Genomic DNA, 16,857 nt, shown 5'->3' on the forward strand with positions numbered 1-16,857 from the left:
AGAACGGATGCGAGTGGGCGCCTGCCCTGTAGGCGCCCACTCGTGTATCTCTAGGAGCCGGGCAGAAGCCGGCCGATCAGGGCAATCAGCCGCGCCATCGCCGCATCCGTGGGATCCTGCGGTGCCAGCTCGTTCTCGGCCAGTGAACTGTTGACGTAGAGACCGTCGCTGATCAGCATGATCGCCTGGGCGGTATCCGGGTCGTGCACGGCCTCTTCGATCACCGACAGCCAGCGCCGACGAATATCGGCGAGCACCTGCATGGCACGGGGATCCCGGCCCTGGGCCAAACGCGACCCGGCAATATAGGCGCGGTCGAGGGGACTGCCGGTGTGCACCGAGGTGCGAATGAGATAGTCGACTGGGCCGGCCGGGGCGGTGCGAATATTTTCGGCGTCCTGCAGGGCGAGCGCGTCCAACCGTGCCAGAACACCGTCGACCAGGGCGTCCTTCGACGCGAAGTGGTACAGCAGACCGCCCTTGGAGACTGCAGCGGCCGCCGCGACGGCATCGAGCGTCGCCGACCGCTCGCCGCCCTCGACCAGCAGGTCTTCGAAGGCGTCGAGCAGACGATCCCGGGTGGGAACGGATGGTGCGGCAGCATTTTTCGGCATATGGGCCATGGTAACGAACACGCAAACTCTCGGTCGGGCACGGGCGAACTAGACAACTATACCGTCTAGCCGGTACAGTTACATTTGTCGCTCCGCCCGTGGCGGTCGAGAAAGAACCCAGAAAGTGAATGAGATCGTGTCTGCCCCCGCTGTTCCCACCAATTCCATTACCCTGCCCGGTATCGCCTCGAACCACGCCGACCAAAGCCGTGCGGCAGAGAGTCGAAGCAGCGAGACGCGGGCAGCCGGATCGGCCAGCACCGCGGCATCCGCTTTGCCAGTACGGCACGACCGCAGGCGCTGGTGGGCCCTCGCGGTGCTCATGCTACCGGTACTGCTCGTGTCGATCGACAACACCGTGCTCAACTTCGCCCTGCCGGCGATCTCCACGGCCACCCTGCCGAGCGGTGTGCAGCTGCTCTGGATGGTTGACATCTACCCTCTCGTGCTGGCCGGACTGCTCGTGGCAATGGGCAGCCTGGGCGACCGCATCGGACGTCGCCGCCTGCTGATGATCGGTTCGGCCGGCTTCGGTGTGGTCTCGGTGTTCGGGGCCTTCGCCCCGAGCATCGAGGGGCTCATCATCGCCCGCGCCGCCCTCGGATTCTTCGGCGCCATGCTCATGCCGTCGACTCTGTCGCTGCTGCGTTCCACCTTCGTCGACCGCGACCAGCGTCGCCTCGCTATCGCGATTTGGGCCACCGGCTTTGCGGCTGGCAGCGCCCTTGGCCCGGTGGTCGGCGGCATTCTGCTCGAGCACTTCGCCTGGGGCTCGGTCTTTCTGATCGCCGTTCCCGTTCTGCTGCCGCTGCTCGTGCTGGCGCCAATTCTGGTGACCGAATCGCGGGATCCGCACCCGGGGCGCATCGACCTGCTCAGTATTGCCCTCTCACTCGGCACCATGCTGCCGATCGTCTACGGCATCAAGAGCATCGCCGAGCACGGCGTGACCTGGATCACGGTCGCCCCGATCGCGCTCGGACTGGGGCTCGGCGTCTGGTTCGTGCGTCGACAGCTGCATGTGCCGAACCCCATGCTCGACATGGGGCTGTTTCGACGCGGCGCTTTCAGCGGCGCGGTCGGCGTCAACCTGCTCAGTGTCACGGCGCTGGTCGGCTGCCTGTTCTTCATCTCGCAGCACCTGCAACTCGTGCTCGGGCTGTCGCCGTTGAACGCCGGGCTGGTGCTCGTTCCCGGCCTGGCCGCGATGATCGTGGCCGGACTGCTGATCGTGCCGATTGCACGCCGGGTACGGCCGTCGCGGGTGGTGCCCGTGGCGCTGCTGGTGTCGGTGGCTGGATTCGCGTCGATCGCGCTGCGCGGCGGTGCAATCGATGCGTTCTGGATCGGCGTCGCCTTCGTGCTGCTCGGCATCGGAATCGGCGCGGCCGAAACCGTCTCGAACGAGCTCATCGTGGCGACCGCGCCGGCCGACAAGGCAGGGGCGGCATCCGCTGTGTCTGAAACAGCCTACGAACTGGGAGCGGTGCTCGGAACGGCCGTACTCGGCACCATCCTCACCGTGTCTTACCGGGCGGCAGTACTGTTGCCGGACGGCCTGAGCGCGGCCGACCGGCTGGCGGCGGGGGAGACTCTCGGCGGAGCGGTGTCCGTGGCCGGCCATCTTTCGCCCGTGGCCGGGGAGCAGCTGCTCGAGTCGGCCCGACACGCCTTCGACAGCGGTGTGGGCCTGACCGCCTGGATCGGCGTCGCGCTGGTGCTCGGAGCGGCCGTCGTGGCGCTGCTGTCGCTACGCCGGGCCCGCTAAAGCCCGCGAAAGCGGGTGACGCGTTGTTTCGCGAGTGCTCAAGCAACACTTCACCCGCTTTCGCGAGCTGTGGGTTAGAGGTCGTCGATCGAGTTCTCGCGACGCGTGACCTGCTCGCCGTTCGCCGGGTCGGCGATCGTGCGGGTGGTGCTCACGCTATTGCGGCGGCGGGTCATCAGTACGATGCCGAGGATCGTCACGAGCGCTCCGGCCGCGAGCAGAATATAGCCGACGAGCGTCAGATCAATGCCGGTGACGGTCACGTCGAGGGCCCACACCAGAATGGCGCCGACGACGAGCAGAAAGATTCCTAGTCCGATACTCATGATTTCCTGCTTTCCGTTGGTGGTGCGCTAGGGACAAGCCTAGGCACTTCGGTGAGAAAGGTAAGGTTTGACTATACGCAATTCAGGTGATCATTGACTGTTTCGGAGCCACATGTCTCGTACTATCAAACTCGCTGTCATTCCCGGAGACGGGATTGGACCGGAAGTTGTCGCCGAGGCCGTGAAGGTACTCGGCGCCGTCACTGCCCGCGATGACGTCACGATTGAGACGAGCACCTTTCAGCTGGGCGCCGCGCGGTTCCTCGAAACCGGTGATGTACTCACGGATGCCGACCTCGCGTCGATCCGGCAGCATGACGCGATTCTGCTCGGTGCTGTCGGCGGCGTTCCCGGCGACCCACGCCTGAAAGACGCCAACATCGAGCGTGGGCTGCTGCTCGGCCTGCGCTTCGCACTCGACCACTACGTGAACCTGCGGCCCTGCACGATCTACCCCGGCGTCACGAGCCCGCTCGCCGCGCCCGGCGTGGTCGACTTCGTCGTCGTGCGCGAAGGTACAGAGGGCCCCTACGTGGGCAACGGCGGCGCCATCCGTCGCGGCACGCCGCAGGAAGTCGCCAACGAGGTGTCGGTGAACACCGCCTACGGGGTGGAACGCGTTGTGCGGTACGCCTTCGAGGTGGCCCAGGGTCGCGAGCGCAAACGCCTCACCCTCGTGCACAAGACCAACGTGCTCGTTTTCGCCGGCGGCCTGTGGCAGCGCATCGTGAACGAGGTGGCCGCCGAGTACCCCCAGGTTGCGGTTAATTACCTGCATGTCGACGCGGCGACCATTTTCTTCGTCACGAATCCGAGTAGATTCGATGTACTCATCACCGATAACCTTTTTGGCGATATTCTCACCGACCTGGCAGCGGCAATCAGCGGCGGCATCGGCTTGGCGGCCTCCGGCAATATCAACCCGACGGGTCGCTTTCCCAGCATGTTCGAGCCGGTGCACGGCTCGGCCCCCGATATCGCAGGCCAGCAACTCGCCGACCCGACCGCGGCCATCCTCTCGGTGGCACTGTTGCTCGATCATCTCGGGCTGACGGATGCCGCGGCTCGCGTCAACGAGGCGGTCGCCGACGACCTTGCTCGCCGCTCCGCTCTCGTGCGACGCAGCACCGCTGAGGTGGGAGACGCCATCGTGACCCTTCTGACAGACAAGGTACTGAAATGACCGTGACTTTCCCCCTGACTTTTGCCCTCACTCCGTCGACCGACGCGCGCGCCGAGACCGAACGGGAAGAGATTCTGGCCGACCCGGGCTTCGGCAAGCACTTCACCGACCACATGGTCACGATCGACTGGTCGGTCGAAGCCGGCTGGCACGACGCGCGGGTCACCCCGTACGGCCCCCTGCTGCTCGACCCCGCCTCCTCGGTGCTGCACTACGGCCAGGAGATTTTCGAGGGCCTCAAGGCCTACCGGCACGCCGACAATTCGATCTGGACCTTCCGGCCCGAAAAAAATGCGCAGCGTCTCCAGCGTTCCGCCCACCGCCTCGCGCTGCCCGAACTGTCGGTGGCAGACTTCATCGAGTCGGTCAAGCAGATGATTGCCATCGACGGCGATTGGGTGCCCTCGGCACCCGAGACCAGCCTGTACCTGCGTCCGTTCATGATCGCCAATGAGAGCTTTCTCGGGGTGCGTGCCGCCCACAAGGTGAGTTTCTACGTGATCGCGAGCCCCGCCGGCGCCTACTTCGCCGACGGCGTCGCCCCGGTGAAGATCTGGCTCTCGACCGAGTACTCCCGCGCCGGCCGCGGCGGGACCGGCGCCGCCAAATGCGGCGGAAACTACGCCGCCTCGCTGCTGCCGCAGATGGAAGCCTATGAGAACGGCTGCGCCCAGGTGCTCTTTCTCGACGGGGAGACCGGCAGCCACATCGACGAATTGGGCGGCATGAACGTGTTCTTCGTGTACGGCACCGACACGCTCGTCACGCCGCGCCTGACCGGATCTATCCTCGAGGGCGTCACCCGCGACAGCATCATGCAGCTCGCACGCGACCGCGGAATGACCGTGGAGGAGCGCGAGGTGACCCTGGGGGAGTGGCGTGAGGGTGTCGCATCCGGCGCCATCACCGAGGTCTTCGCCTGCGGAACCGCCGCCGTGGTCACGCCGATCGGTCAGGTCAAGGCGAAGGACTTCACCATCGGCGACCCGGATGCCCCCGCCGGTCGGATCACCCTGTCGCTTCGGCAAGAACTCACCGACATTCAGTATGGACGCGTGCCCGATCGTCACGGCTGGCTCACTCGACTAAACTGAAGCTTTTGGCCCTGTCTCGGGGCCGCGGAAGGCGCACAACGTGAAGATCGCACGCTATAGCTACCAGGGCGCCATTGCGTTCGGCATTGTTGACGAGCACGAACTGGTCGTTCTCGCGAGTGACCCGATGTTCGCCGGCTTCGACACCACCGGCGACCGCGTGGCTTTGGCTGACGTGAAACTGCTCGCCCCGGTGATTCCGCGCTCCAAGATCGTCGCGGTGCAGCAGTCGGGCGCCGAGCCGGTGTTTGTACTGAAGCCCAACACCGCCGTCGTCGGGCCGGGCGACGCTATCGTGCTGCCGGCCGCCTCCGAACGTGTCGAGGTCGACGGCCAACTCGCCATTATTATCGGCAAGATTGCTAAGAATGTCTCGGTAGCGGATGCCACCGGCCGCGTCTTCGGCTACACCGTCGCCACGGTCGTCACCGCGACCGACCTCGCCGAGCGGGATACGACCCGGGCCGGCGCCTTCGACACCTTCCTCCCGTTCGGACCCGTCATTGAGACCGACTTCGACGACGCGGCCACACCGCTGCGCGGCCTGATCAACGATGAGGAATTTCAGGCGGTGGAGCTCGGCGACGACGATTCGACCCCGACGGAGGAGACCGTCGCGGCCCTCGTCGCGTACGCCTCCAGCGTGTTCACCCTGCTGCCGGGCGACGTGATTCTGGCCGGGCCGATGGACACCGCCGCCGCCGTCGAGGACGGCGACACGGTCTCGATGTCCATCGCAGGCATCGGAACCCTGGTGAACCCGGTCGTTCGCCCGGCCTGAGTTCGTGCGCCCCGTCGCTCCGGGCGCAGGTTCGGTAGCTGGGCGCACCGTATAACCTGCGCCTGGCTACACAAGGTGCGCCCGGACAAATAACTTGATCTTGTGGCTCAGATCACAGGGTCCGGGAACCAGTCCCTGATCTGGTTCGACGCCGTGGACAGCAGGGCGATCGCCTCGTCGCGGTTGACCCGGGCCATCAGCATCGCGCTGATCGACAAGGAAGTCAGGGTGCGCACGCGCTCGTCGACGGATTCCGCCGCTGACGGCGACGGGGCTGCGGCGTTTTCGAGCGCGTGTCTTAACGCCTCGGCCAGTTCGATGCGATATCCCTCCACGACTGCGCGGGTCGGCTCGTCGTGCGCGGCGAGGCCGGCCGCGCAATTGACCAGAAGGCATCCGGTCTGCGCTGAGTCGGGGGCCTGCGTGACCGTTGCGCGGGCGAGGCCGGCGAAGTACTCGAGCAGGGCTGAGGAATCGCGGGGGCCCGCTCGCAATCCGGCCAGCCGTGGCCGGATCACCGTCTCCAGATAGTCGGTGACTGCGGCGTCGAAGAGCCCGCGTTTGCTCCCGAACGCGTGGTACAGGCTGGACCGCCCGACGCCCGTGGCCGCCTCCAGCTCGGCCAGGGATGCGCCGTCGAACCCCTTGTCCCAGAAAAGGTTTCGCGCAGCCTGCACGACCACTCCGCTGTCAAAGGTCTGCATCCGCCCCATGTTCGCTCCTTGAATCCTGTCCGACGATCGGACAATTTTGTGTACCGATGAGTCTACTTTATAGTAAAACGATCGTTCTAGAACTAGCAGAGGAGCCGACCATGGCGTCAAATACCGTCAGTACCCAGATCCAGCTCGTAAATCGTCCCGTCGGTTGGCCGACGGATGCGGACTTCCGCACCGTGACTGTCGACCTGCCGGAGCTTGCAGTCGGCCAGATTCGAGTCGCGAATGAATTCATCTCCGTCGACCCGTACATGCGTGGCCGGATGAACGATGTGAGGAGCTACATACCGCCGTTCATGCTCGGTGAGACCATGACCGGCGCGGCTGTCGGCCGCGTCATCGCCTCCGCAAACGAGGCGTTCGCCATCGGCGACGTCGTCACCCATCAGTACGGCTGGCGTGACCTGGTGCAGGAGGACGCCGCCGGCTTCAGGGTCGTTCCCGAGCTCCCCGGCGTTCCGGCCTCCGCTTACCTCGGCGTGCTCGGCATGACTGCACTGACTGCCTATGTCGGCCTGCTCGAGATCGCACAGCTCAAAGAAGGCGACACCGTGTTCGTCTCCGGCGCAGCGGGCGCGGTCGGCAGTATGGTCGGCCAGATCGCCCGGCTCAAGGGGGCCAAGCGCGTCATCGGCTCGGCCGGATCGCCCGAGAAGGTGGCCCTGCTCACCAGCAAGTACGGCTTTGACGCCGCGTTCAACTACAAGGACGGATCCATCACAGACCAGCTGGCCGTCGCAGCGCCAGACGGCATCGACGTTTATTACGACAATGTCGGAGGTGAACACCTCGAGGCAGCCCTCGCGTCGTTCAACGACGGCGGGCGTGCTGCCCTGTGCGGCGCGATCTCGCTCTACAACAGCACGGATGCCCCGGCCGGCCCCAACAATATGTCCAACATCGTCACCCGCGGCCTCACCCTCACGGGCTTCACGATCGGCAACTACTGGTCGCACCTCCCGGCGTTCTCCGCCGAGATGGCGAACTGGTTGGCTTCCGGCGAGATCGTCTTCGACGAGACCATCGTCGACGGCGTCGAGAACACCGTCGCGGCGTTCCTCGGCCTCATGCGCGGCGAGAACACCGGAAAGATGGTCGTGCGCACGGGCGAAACTGTTCCGGCGCTCTGAGCCGAATTCACACGCACGATTCCACGAAAGATTTCACAGTAAATGGAGACACTATGACTCACGTACTTTTCGTAGTCAGCGCCGCTGACCACTGGACCCTCACTGACGGCAGCCAGCACCCCACCGGATACTGGGCAGAGGAGCTCGCTGAGCCGCACCGCCTGTTCACTGCGGCCGGCTGGCAGATCAGCATCGCCACACCGGGCGGCGTGGCTCCGACAATCGATGCGGTCAGCCTCCGTGCGGACGCGGCCGGCGGAGAGGAGCGTGTGGCGCAGCTCATCGACTACATCGGAACCATTTCCGCTCAGCTCGACGAACCGCTCAGCCTCAACGACATCAACGTTGGCGATTACGACGTGGTCTTCTACCCGGGCGGTCACGGCCCGATGGAAGACCTCGCCTTCGACGCCGTGTCGGGGAGCATTCTCACCGAAGCGCTCGACACCGGTCGCATCCTCGGCGTACTCTGCCACGCTCCAGCCGCGCTGCTCGCTGCCAAGCGCGCCGACGACAGCTGGCCGTTCACCGGCTACCGGATGACCGGCTTCACCGACGCCGAAGAGGTTCTCGGCGGACTGGCTCCGAAGGCTCCGTGGCTCGTGCAGAGCCGTCTGGTCGAACTGGGAGCCGATTTCATCGCCGGTGAATCGTTCGCGCCGCACATGGAGATCGACCGCAACCTGTATACCGGCCAGAACCCTGCTTCGTCGGGTGCCCTCGCCGAGGCGATCATCGCGGCCGTCGCCGATAAGGCATAACGGCGGGCGACGTCGGGCCCAGGGGCCCGACGTCGCTGACAGCGAATGTTCGCCCGGCNAGGGGCCCGACGTCGCTGACAGCGAATGTTCGCCCGGCGTTGTCTAGCCGCGGCGCAGCGCGTCCAGCACGGCGTCCACGTCGTCCCGATCGTTCCAGAGGTGGAACGCCACGCGGGCTCGACCGGCGCGGCCTGATGCGGTGATTCCGGCGGCGGTGAGGCGAGCGAGGTCGCGGCCACCGGCATCCGGCCAGCTGATGATGGCCTGGCCGAGTCGGGGCAGGTCGAGTCCATCACACAGGGCGTCGCCGAGGGCCACGTTGTGGGTGGCCACCTCGGCCAGGTCGAGGCGGCGGAACAGGTCGATGGCGGGCTCGGCGCCGACCCAGGCGGGCCAGGCCGGCGACACGTCGAACCGGCGGGCATCGGAAGCAAGTGCCATCGCCGGACCGTAGCAGGAGGCCCACAGGTCGTCTCCCGCGTACCATCCGGCGTTGATCGGGTGCAGTTGTGCGGCGAAAGTCTCGGCGACCGTGAAGAACCCAACGCCGCGCGGGGCGCCGAGCCACTTGTAGCTGTGGCAGATGGTGGCGTCGAACAGCGAGGCGTCGACCGGCATCCACCCGGTAGCTTGGGTGGTGTCGCAGAGGGTGAAGGTGCCCGTTGCACGGGCGGCGGCCCGGATGGCGTCGCTGTCGGCGAGGGTTCCGGTGGCGGACTGCACGAGCGAAAACGCGACCAGCCACGTGTTCGCGGTGAGGCTCGTGGCCAGGTCGGCCAGATCCACCTGCCGCACGGTCACTCCGCGGTGCGCCTGGGCGAGGAACGGGAACACCATCGAGCTGAAGTCGCCACGCGGCAGCACGACTTCGGCGCCATTGGGGATGCTGGCGGCGACCAATCCGGCCATGACCGAGGTCTGCGAGCCGATCGCCACGCTGTGGGGTGTGACGTTCACCAGATCGGCGTACCCGACGCGTACCCGCTCGACGACCTCACCGTAACGGGAGGCGCAGGCTTGGCCGCCGGCCCAGGCCTCGGTATCGGCGCGCATCGCAGCGATCGTTTCGATCGTGGGCAGTCCGAGGGTGCAGGCCGCGAGGTAGCCGCGGCCCGAAGTGTAGCGGGTGCGGGCTTCGGCGAGGGTCACGGTGCTCGTGCTCGTGTAAGCGATCATGCCGGTGCCCGGGTGGGTGGCCGTATTGGCGGTGGGGCTGCTCGTGCTCGTTGCTGCAGGGCTCATATTTCTAGTGTGACCACCCAGCACTCATGCGACAACGGTCAGTATTCGATGCAATGCATAACCAGCAATTATGATTGAGCGCATGATCCATCTGCCCGGCGAGAGCCCCGACCTCGACGCCAACGCCCTGCGAGTCGTGCGGGCGGTGCACGAAACCGGATCCATCACCGCAGCGGCCGTCGCCCTCGGTTACAGCCAGCCGGCCGTGAGTCAGCAGCTCAAGCGGCTTGAGCAGCGGCTCGGACTCTCCGTGGTTGAGCGGGTCGGGCGTGGCGTTCGCCTCACCGAAGCCGGCCTCGTGCTGGCGCGGCACGCCGTGACCGTGGCCACCGCGCTCGATGCGGCGGCCGGGGAGATCGCCGAGCTGCAGGGGCTGCGCGCCGGGCTCGTGCGTCTCGTGGCGTTTCCGTCGGCATCCGCTACCCTGGTGCCGAGCTTGCTGGCCCGCATGAAGGCGCGGCATTCCCAGATCAGCGTCACCTATCTGGAGGCGGAGCCGCCGGAGGCCGTCGCCGCCGTGCGTGAGAACCGTGCCGATCTGGCCATCACGTTCAGTTACCCGGGGGACCGGGTGGATCCGCACCGGGATAGCGCTCAGGGGTTGCGGGTGGCGACCCTGCGGCGAGATGAGATGATGCTCGTGCTGCCGGTCGGGCATTCGCTTGACAGCGTTACCCCGATCGACCTGGGCGAGCTCGCCGACGAGAACTGGGTGGCCGGCTGCCCGCGCTGCCGTGGACACCTGCTCGACCTGTGCGATCGGCGCGGATTCGCGCCGCGCATCAGCTACGAGACTGACAACGTTGCCGCCGTCTTCGGCCTCGTTGAAGCGGGCATCGGTGTTGCGCTGCTGCCGGCCCTCGCGATCGAGTCCGTCGGCCGGCGCGCGGGTGTCTCGATTCGCGCCACGACCGGACGTGATCATCGCACCCTGCACGCCGTGACGGCGGTCCGGGCCGAGCGCGTGCCCGCCCTGGCTGCGGCATTGGGCGTGCTTGATGCGATCTCGCTGTTGGACGTTAGTTCGGATCCCGGGCCCATCTTATGAAAGCGGGCCCACGATTGATCATGGGCCCGCTTTCTGGGTCCGGGCCCGGAAAGAAGTAGGTCAGGAATCGCGCAACTAGAATCATGAGTAATGCCTGACACCACTGCACACCCGTTCTCAACCGCCACCGGAACCGACGTTCGCGTGCGGTTCTGCCCCTCGCCGACCGGAACGCCCCACGTGGGCCTCATCCGCACCGCCATGTTCAACTGGGCCTATGCCCGGCACACCGGCGGCAAGATGATCTTCCGCATCGAGGACACCGACGCCGCCCGTGACAGCGAAGACAGCTTTCTGCAACTCGTCGACGCCATGCGCTGGCTGCAGCTCGACTGGGACGAAGGCGTCGACGTCGGCGGCCCCCAGGCGCCGTACCGCCAGAGCGAGCGCTACGACATCTATCTCGGCGTGATCGAGAAGCTCAAGGACAGCGGCCACATTTACGAGAGCTTCGTCACCGGCGAAGAGATCGAAAAGCGCAACCGCGACCTCGGGCGCGACCCCAAGATGGGCTACGACAACTTCGAGCGCGACCTAACCGAAGACCAGAAGGCCGCCTACCGGGCCGAGGGCCGCTCCCCGGCGCTCCGCCTGCGCGTGCCCGACACCGAGCTCTCCTTCGACGACCTCGTGCGCGGTGAAATCACCTTCCCGGCCGGCTCGTTCAGCGACTTTGTGGTGGTGCGCCCGAACGGGCATCCGCTCTACCCCTTCGTCAACCCCGTCGACGACGCCCTCATGGGCGTTACCCACGTGCTGCGCGGCGAAGACCTGCTCTCGTCGACGCCGCGCCAGATCGCGTTGTACCACGCGCTCATCGACATCGGCGTGACCACGTTCGTGCCGCGTTTTGGCCACCTCCCCTACGTCATGGGCGACAAGAACAAGAAGCTCAGTAAGCGTGACGCCGAGGCGAACCTGTTTCTGCACCGCGACCGTGGATTCATCCCCGAGGGCCTGCTCAACTACCTCGCCCTGCTGGGCTGGTCGCTCTCGCACGACCGCGACGTTTTCTCGATCAATGAGTTCACGGCCGCCTTCGACGTCGTGAATGTCAACCCGAACCCGGCCCGCTTCGACCTCAAGAAGGCCGAGTCGATCAACGGCGACCACATTCGCCAGCTCGATGCTGCCGACTTCGCCGCCCGGCTGGTGCCCTACCTGGTGACCGCCGGCGTGTTCGGCGAGAATCCGAGCGAGGCCGAACTGGCCCTGCTCGCCCAGGGAGCACCGCTCATCCAGGAGCGCATCGCGCTGCTCGGCGAAGCCCCCTTCATGCTCGGATTTCTGTTCGTGACCGGCGCCGACCTGGTTCTCGAAGCGGATGCCCTCGCCTCGCTCCCGCAGAACGCCGCCGACATTCTCGGCGCAAGTCGCACCGCACTGGAAAGTATTCCGTCTGCGGAATGGACTACCGATCGCGTACACGCCCTGCTTGCCGAGACGCTCATTGAAGGCCTCGGCCTCAAGCCGCGCGTTGCCTTTGGGCCCCTGCGCGTCGCGCTCTCGGGTCGCAAGATCTCGCCGCCGCTGTTTGAATCCATGGAAATCCTCGGTCAGGCCGAGACCCTGGACCGCCTGGATCGGGCCCTGGCTGCAATTTCGGCAGCCTGACGCTCGGGCCGGAGGGGCTTCGACTCGCCGGGGGACACCCCGGTTTGGCCTCTCCGGCCCGAGTGAGCTAGGCTACTACTCGGCCCGATCTTCGGATTAGGCATTGGGGTATGGTGTAATTGGCAACACGGATGATTCTGGTTCATTTGTTCTTGGTTCGAGTCCAGGTACCCCAGCACTAACAGGCGCAGGATTCCGCGGCGAAATCACTTATCGCCCACCCTGACCGACAGGCCCGAAACAGGCCGAATTACCGTAAACTACACCAAAAACCCCCTCGGGGATTGTTTGGTCGTTGTTGTGCCCTGCCCGATACGGGCTCGTCCTGGCCTGGTCGGGCTGCCCACGAGCTCCCTGGCGCACCTATTGCGTATGGACACGACGACGCAAATCACTCCCACGTTTCTCACCCAGCGCGAACTCGCCGAGCTGCTCCGAATGCCCGAGCGCACGCTCGAGGACTGGCGCTTGATGCAGACTGGGCCGCCCTATCTCAAGCTCGGCAGGCTCGTGCGGTACGACGTGCAGGACGTGCTCACCTGGGTGCACGAACACCGCCATGGTTAGGCCGCAGATCGCCGCCGGTGAAGTGGGCTCAATTGACGTGCGACAACTGGCCAGCGGCCGATATCGTGCCCGCGCCACCAACCGTGACGACAGCGGGGCACTGCATCGCCTTGCCGTGACGGCCAACACCCGTGACGACGCTATCGCCGAGATCCATCGTCAAGCCAGGGCGATGGCCACTGGTGGTGCCGGGGCCCTTTCGCCGTCGAGCACCATCGCCGACACGGTCGAGCTCTGGTTGTCGCAGGTTCTCACCCGTGCCAAGGCTGGCAGCCTGTCGTACTCGACCTACGAATCGTACGAAACAACGGCCCGCGTGATCATCGTGCCGCGGTGTGGTGGAGTGCGGCTCGACCACCTGACCGTCGGTCGCTGCGACCGTATCCTGCAGCGGATTCTGGAGGAAGAATCGATCTCGAAAGCCCGGCGAGCCCGCGCAGTGTTGAGCCTGGTGTGTGGCTACGCCGTGCGCGACGACGCCATGACCCAGAATCCCGTGCGCGACGTGCAGCGCCTGCCGATGTCACCGCGAAAGGAATCCGCACTCACCCCCGCGCAGATCACCGGTATCCGCGGTCGCATGCAGGTATGGCGGCTCGGGCGCGAGGACGGACCCCGACCCAATTACCGCGCCCTGATCGACGGCATGGATATTATGATCGGCACCTCGCTGCGCATTGGCGAGTGCCTCGGCCTGCGCCGCTGTGACGTAGATATGACGACGCTTCCGCCTACCCTCATCGTGAACGGCACAATCGTCAGCACCAAGGCCCAAGGAACGCACCGCAAGAACTCTCCCAAGCGGTCACGGCAACGGCGGAGCATAGCCTTGCCGTCGATGGCCGCAGCGGCGGTGCGACGGCGGCTGGCACTTGCGGAGCAGGATCCGGAGGCTTTCCTGTTTCCCACCAGGACTGGTCGCTCCCTCAGCGTCAGCAACTACGAGCGCCTGCTACGCGCATTTGTTGAGGATGTGCGTGGTGGTCTTGTCGAACTGGGCGTCGACGTCGACGAGTACACCACGCACATCTACCGGCGCACGGCGGCCACGCTGATCGAGCGGGCGGCCGGGATCACCCTGGCCTCTCGACTTCTCGGCCATGCCAACGAGCAGACCACGCGAAACAGCTACGTGGTCACGGCCGACATAGTCGATCCAGTGACGGCGGAAATTTTCGATGAAGTGCTCGGCGAGTGAGCGATCTCGGTGTCCAGAGGATGGTCACAGATTAACAAAGAAGACTCTCTTGGGGAGACCGCAGAATGCCTGCCCTGGACGACGTGCTCGTAGAATTTAGCCGGCACAGAATAGGACGCACCGCAACGCCCGGCAGTAAATAAAGGAAACGCACGGAAGCGTACTTTTCAATCATGGCAGTTCCTGACGGTCAGATCCGGGCGGCGCTTTTGCTCATCTAGGCGAGGGCTCAAGGGATCGAGCAGTTGGTTAGATCCCACCGGTACGTCGGAGACCACTTCTCGCAACCCGTGGGCTGCGAGACACATTGACGAGACAGATCGACCATGCACGATTGTGGAGAGCGAGGCAGAACGCATTCCGTCCAGTGACCAGGATCAGGGCATTATTGTTCAAGGGCGACGGATGAGCCGGTATGTCTCGAAACGTGTGTTTTTACTGGCGTTACCATTTTTGTAGGCAAGGACGCTTGCGAGACATTTAGAAGCGTCAATGGGGAAGCTGAAAGCGTCGAAGTAAGCAACGAACTGTCAATTTGGCGTGTACCCCAACTCGACGTCAGACGCTCTCATCGAGTATTGTCAGGATAGGGTCAAATTTTGATTGGTGGACATCCCTCATGACTGGGTCTTAGACTTCAACCTGACGGAACAGGGGAAAAGTCACATGACGGGTCAACGCGTTGGATACGTGCGAGTCAGTACTCTCGATCAGAACACCATCCGTCAGCTTGCTGGCGTCGAGGTCGATCGGGTGTTTGAGGATAAGGCGTCGGGAAAGGATCAGAACCGGCCCGAGCTGGAAGAGATGATCAAGTTCGTCCGAGATGGCGATACCGTTCTCGTGCATTCCATGGACCGGTTGGCCCGCAACTTGGATGACCTTCGCTTGATCGTGCGCCGGCTCACGGCGAAGAAGGTCCGGGTTGAGTTCGTGAAAGAGCAGCTCTCTTTCACGGGCGACGACAACGCGATGGCGAACCTGCTTTTGAACGTCATGGGAGCGTTTGCTGAGTTTGAGCGGTCGTTGATTCGTGAACGTCAACGTGAGGGCATTGCCCTGGCAAAAAAACGTGGCGTCTATCGCGGCCGCACCCCATCACTGGACATGGCCCGTGCGGCTGAGCTGCGCGAGAAGGCTGCCGCGGGCGTGCCGAAATCTGTGCTTGCTCGAGAGTTTGGGATCAGCCGCGAAACCGTCTACGTCTACCTCCGCGCCGGGGCCTGAGCTGGCGGAAGAGGATTCGGTGCGGTTTAGAGATGGATGCCTGCGGTGTCGACCAGTTCAACCCAGCGCGTTCGACGATCGGCGCCTTCTCGGATCGCTGGGGCTTGGGCGTAGACGTCTGCGTCGGATAGGGCGGTCAGGTTGAGTCCGGTGAGGTCGGTGATGTCGACGATGGGTACTTGATAGGTGCGGTAGGGTCCGAGCGACGGGGGATTGCCGTACATGAGGGCTTGAGCGCGGACCGTGTCGAGGTCGATGTCTTCTAATTGTGGGCTTTGGTCGAGGACGAACCCGGCAGCGTGAAGAACGGTGGATCTTTCCGTGGTCGTGGTCCATGCTGCGATCTTCCAGAACGCTTGGGGGATCTTTACGCCGCGATATATCGGATCCGGGGTTGAGAGTACGGGGGCGGTGAAGACGCTGATGCGGTTGCCGTTTGTGCGTGCGTAGGTGAGGACGTGGTCCTCGAGGCCGAGCCAGAGTTGTTTTGATTGGTTAAAGGTTGCGGCTTGCGGGGCGGCGTTGGTGTAGGCGAAGGTGTCGTAATTCGCTCGCCGGGCTGTCGTTGTGTCGCCCCAGACCGGGTCTTGGCGCCGGACGAGGTGTCCGCGGTCGAGGTCGTTTCTGGCGTAGACGGCTTCCCCGGTCTGTTCGTAGGGCGGGATACGGGAGTCGAGGTGCCAGTCGTCGCCTCGGTCAACGGTAATGAGCTGGTCCCCGTCGATGTTGACGCCGGTTGCGATGGCGAGGCGCCGTGCGGGGTCGAGGAGCACGGTGAAATGTGTGTAGAGCAGTTCACGAATCAGGGTTCCCGGGGGACGGGTCGGGAGCGGCAGAGGAATCTGGAGGAAATCGGCGTTGTATCCAGCAGGATAAAGTAATGCGGCGTCCATGGTGATAGTCAAGCAGCCAGAGCCGACAGTTGGGGCTTCCGGATCTATATGGCGGTGTTGATGGGAAGATCCACTGTTGCTTCCACCATGTGAAACCGCCCTCGTTAGGGTGCTCGGAAACCATCCACGGTTACGTCAGAAGAGCTATATTTTGGCTCGGCGTTAACGCCGGTGGATGAGTGCTGTCGAGCCCATCTACTTTCATCTGCCGCCGTCTACTGCGCCGAGCTGAGCCTACCGACATGTGCTCGGGCAATGTATGCAGTGTCCCGAGCTGCATTAGGTGAATCAGTGCAGCATCGACGTCATCCACCGATGCGTCCGTCATCGCGTGCAGGAAGCGTGTGACCTTTGGTTGATGCAGCGGTTGCGGACGTTGAAGAGCTGGGCTGGAAAGGGCGAGGGCTTGCTTAAGACAAGGCGCTGCAGCGGGCAGCCAGCGAATCTGGTCTTGATTGTAGTCAGTGTCGAGATATAGGGTCAGCGTCTCCATCGTGCGGTGTGGTGTTCCGATGTACCAATCGTCCGCCGACAGGAGCGCTAGCGAACCGGGCAACATCTCGAACTGACCAGCCTTATGGGCGATCGTATAAGAACCGCGCACGAGGTGTATGTCGGCGGACATGAGAAGCTGCCCGTAGGCGGCCACGGAATTGCCCGCTGACGGCCAGGAGATCTGCCCGTTGGTGGCC

Annotated in this window: 17 protein-coding genes and 1 tRNA gene; 12 read left to right on the forward strand and 6 right to left on the reverse strand. The window is 64.5% G+C overall.

Annotated elements, in window-relative coordinates; genetic code table 11:
* Positions 1–50: 50 nt before the first annotated feature.
* Positions 51–614 (reverse strand): TetR/AcrR family transcriptional regulator, encoded by a 564-nt coding sequence (locus tag CXY77_RS20880; protein ID WP_134505267.1) that lies wholly within the window; start codon positions 612–614, stop codon positions 51–53.
* A 274-nt stretch (positions 615–888) separates the two neighbouring features.
* Here CXY77_RS20880 and CXY77_RS14290 point away from each other — a divergent pair, with 274 nt between their 5' ends.
* The gene (locus CXY77_RS14290) at positions 889–2,382 is read left to right on the forward strand and encodes an MFS transporter (protein ID WP_233197428.1); all 1,494 of its coding nucleotides are present in this window, start codon (positions 889–891) and stop codon (positions 2,380–2,382) included.
* 74 nt (positions 2,383–2,456) lie between these two features.
* Here the strand turns inward: CXY77_RS14290 and CXY77_RS14295 are convergent, their stop codons facing one another.
* Positions 2,457–2,708 carry a DUF6458 family protein gene (locus CXY77_RS14295; RefSeq protein ID WP_092341415.1) on the reverse strand — a complete coding sequence of 84 codons (252 nt, stop codon included), beginning with the start codon at positions 2,706–2,708 and terminating at the stop codon, positions 2,457–2,459.
* A 112-nt stretch (positions 2,709–2,820) separates the two neighbouring features.
* Here CXY77_RS14295 and CXY77_RS14300 point away from each other — a divergent pair, with 112 nt between their 5' ends.
* Genes CXY77_RS14300 through CXY77_RS14310 form a run of 3 tightly spaced genes read left to right on the forward strand, consistent with a single transcriptional unit; the run spans position 2,821 to position 5,766 of the window.
* Positions 2,821–3,891, forward strand: coding sequence for a 3-isopropylmalate dehydrogenase (locus CXY77_RS14300; protein WP_104130284.1), 1,071 nt, complete (start codon positions 2,821–2,823; stop codon positions 3,889–3,891).
* On the forward strand, positions 3,888–4,985 hold the full coding sequence (locus CXY77_RS14305; protein WP_104130285.1) for a branched-chain amino acid aminotransferase: 1,098 nt from the start codon (positions 3,888–3,890) through the stop codon (positions 4,983–4,985). Before CXY77_RS14300 ends, CXY77_RS14305 begins: the two co-directional genes overlap by 4 nt.
* Before the next feature lie 40 nt (positions 4,986–5,025).
* The gene (locus CXY77_RS14310; protein WP_104130286.1) at positions 5,026–5,766 is read left to right on the forward strand and encodes a fumarylacetoacetate hydrolase family protein; all 741 of its coding nucleotides are present in this window, start codon (positions 5,026–5,028) and stop codon (positions 5,764–5,766) included.
* A 107-nt stretch (positions 5,767–5,873) separates the two neighbouring features.
* Here CXY77_RS14310 and CXY77_RS14315 read toward each other — a convergent pair whose 3' ends face one another.
* On the reverse strand, positions 5,874–6,479 hold the full coding sequence (locus CXY77_RS14315; RefSeq protein WP_104130287.1) for a TetR/AcrR family transcriptional regulator: 606 nt from the start codon (positions 6,477–6,479) through the stop codon (positions 5,874–5,876).
* 101 nt (positions 6,480–6,580) lie between these two features.
* Between CXY77_RS14315 and CXY77_RS14320 the strand changes: the two genes are divergently transcribed.
* Both CXY77_RS14320 and CXY77_RS14325 read left to right on the forward strand, forming a co-directional pair.
* Positions 6,581–7,615, forward strand: a complete 1,035-nt coding sequence (locus CXY77_RS14320) for an NADP-dependent oxidoreductase (RefSeq protein WP_104130288.1) — start codon at positions 6,581–6,583, stop codon at positions 7,613–7,615.
* 53 nt (positions 7,616–7,668) lie between these two features.
* Positions 7,669–8,376: a type 1 glutamine amidotransferase domain-containing protein gene (locus CXY77_RS14325; protein WP_092341421.1), complete on the forward strand. Its 708-nt coding sequence runs from the start codon at positions 7,669–7,671 to the stop codon at positions 8,374–8,376.
* Positions 8,377–8,478: 102 nt separating this feature from the next.
* Here CXY77_RS14325 and CXY77_RS14330 read toward each other — a convergent pair whose 3' ends face one another.
* Positions 8,479–9,552 (reverse strand): aminotransferase class V-fold PLP-dependent enzyme, encoded by a 1,074-nt coding sequence (locus CXY77_RS14330; RefSeq protein ID WP_104130318.1) that lies wholly within the window; start codon positions 9,550–9,552, stop codon positions 8,479–8,481.
* Between the two features lie 148 nt (positions 9,553–9,700).
* Between CXY77_RS14330 and CXY77_RS14335 the strand changes: the two genes are divergently transcribed.
* The 6 genes from CXY77_RS14335 (at position 9,701) to CXY77_RS14360 (ending at position 15,272) form a co-directional block, all read left to right on the forward strand.
* Positions 9,701–10,666, forward strand: a complete 966-nt coding sequence (locus CXY77_RS14335; protein ID WP_199181927.1) for a LysR family transcriptional regulator — start codon at positions 9,701–9,703, stop codon at positions 10,664–10,666.
* Between the two features lie 90 nt (positions 10,667–10,756).
* On the forward strand, positions 10,757–12,280 hold the full coding sequence (gltX, locus tag CXY77_RS14340) for a glutamate--tRNA ligase (protein WP_104130290.1): 1,524 nt from the start codon (positions 10,757–10,759) through the stop codon (positions 12,278–12,280).
* Positions 12,281–12,384: 104 nt separating this feature from the next.
* Positions 12,385–12,456 (forward strand) — tRNA-Gln (locus CXY77_RS14345).
* 196 nt (positions 12,457–12,652) lie between these two features.
* The gene (locus CXY77_RS14350; protein ID WP_104130291.1) at positions 12,653–12,847 is read left to right on the forward strand and encodes an AlpA family transcriptional regulator; all 195 of its coding nucleotides are present in this window, start codon (positions 12,653–12,655) and stop codon (positions 12,845–12,847) included.
* Positions 12,840–14,045 carry a site-specific integrase gene (locus CXY77_RS14355; protein ID WP_104130292.1) on the forward strand — a complete coding sequence of 402 codons (1,206 nt, stop codon included), beginning with the start codon at positions 12,840–12,842 and terminating at the stop codon, positions 14,043–14,045. The genes CXY77_RS14350 and CXY77_RS14355 overlap by 8 nt, the downstream gene beginning before the upstream one ends.
* Before the next feature lie 666 nt (positions 14,046–14,711).
* On the forward strand, positions 14,712–15,272 hold the full coding sequence (locus CXY77_RS14360; protein ID WP_092341426.1) for a recombinase family protein: 561 nt from the start codon (positions 14,712–14,714) through the stop codon (positions 15,270–15,272).
* Between the two features lie 26 nt (positions 15,273–15,298).
* Here the strand turns inward: CXY77_RS14360 and CXY77_RS14365 are convergent, their stop codons facing one another.
* Positions 15,299–16,165 (reverse strand): DNA/RNA non-specific endonuclease, encoded by an 867-nt coding sequence (locus CXY77_RS14365; RefSeq protein ID WP_104130293.1) that lies wholly within the window; start codon positions 16,163–16,165, stop codon positions 15,299–15,301.
* A 130-nt stretch (positions 16,166–16,295) separates the two neighbouring features.
* Positions 16,296–16,857 (reverse strand): hypothetical protein (locus tag CXY77_RS20190; RefSeq protein ID WP_158252842.1); only part of this gene is annotated, 562 nt, incomplete at its 5' end.

This window comes from Cryobacterium sp. N21, assembly GCF_002929575.1.
GTDB lineage: Bacteria > Actinomycetota > Actinomycetes > Actinomycetales > Microbacteriaceae > Cryobacterium > Cryobacterium flavum.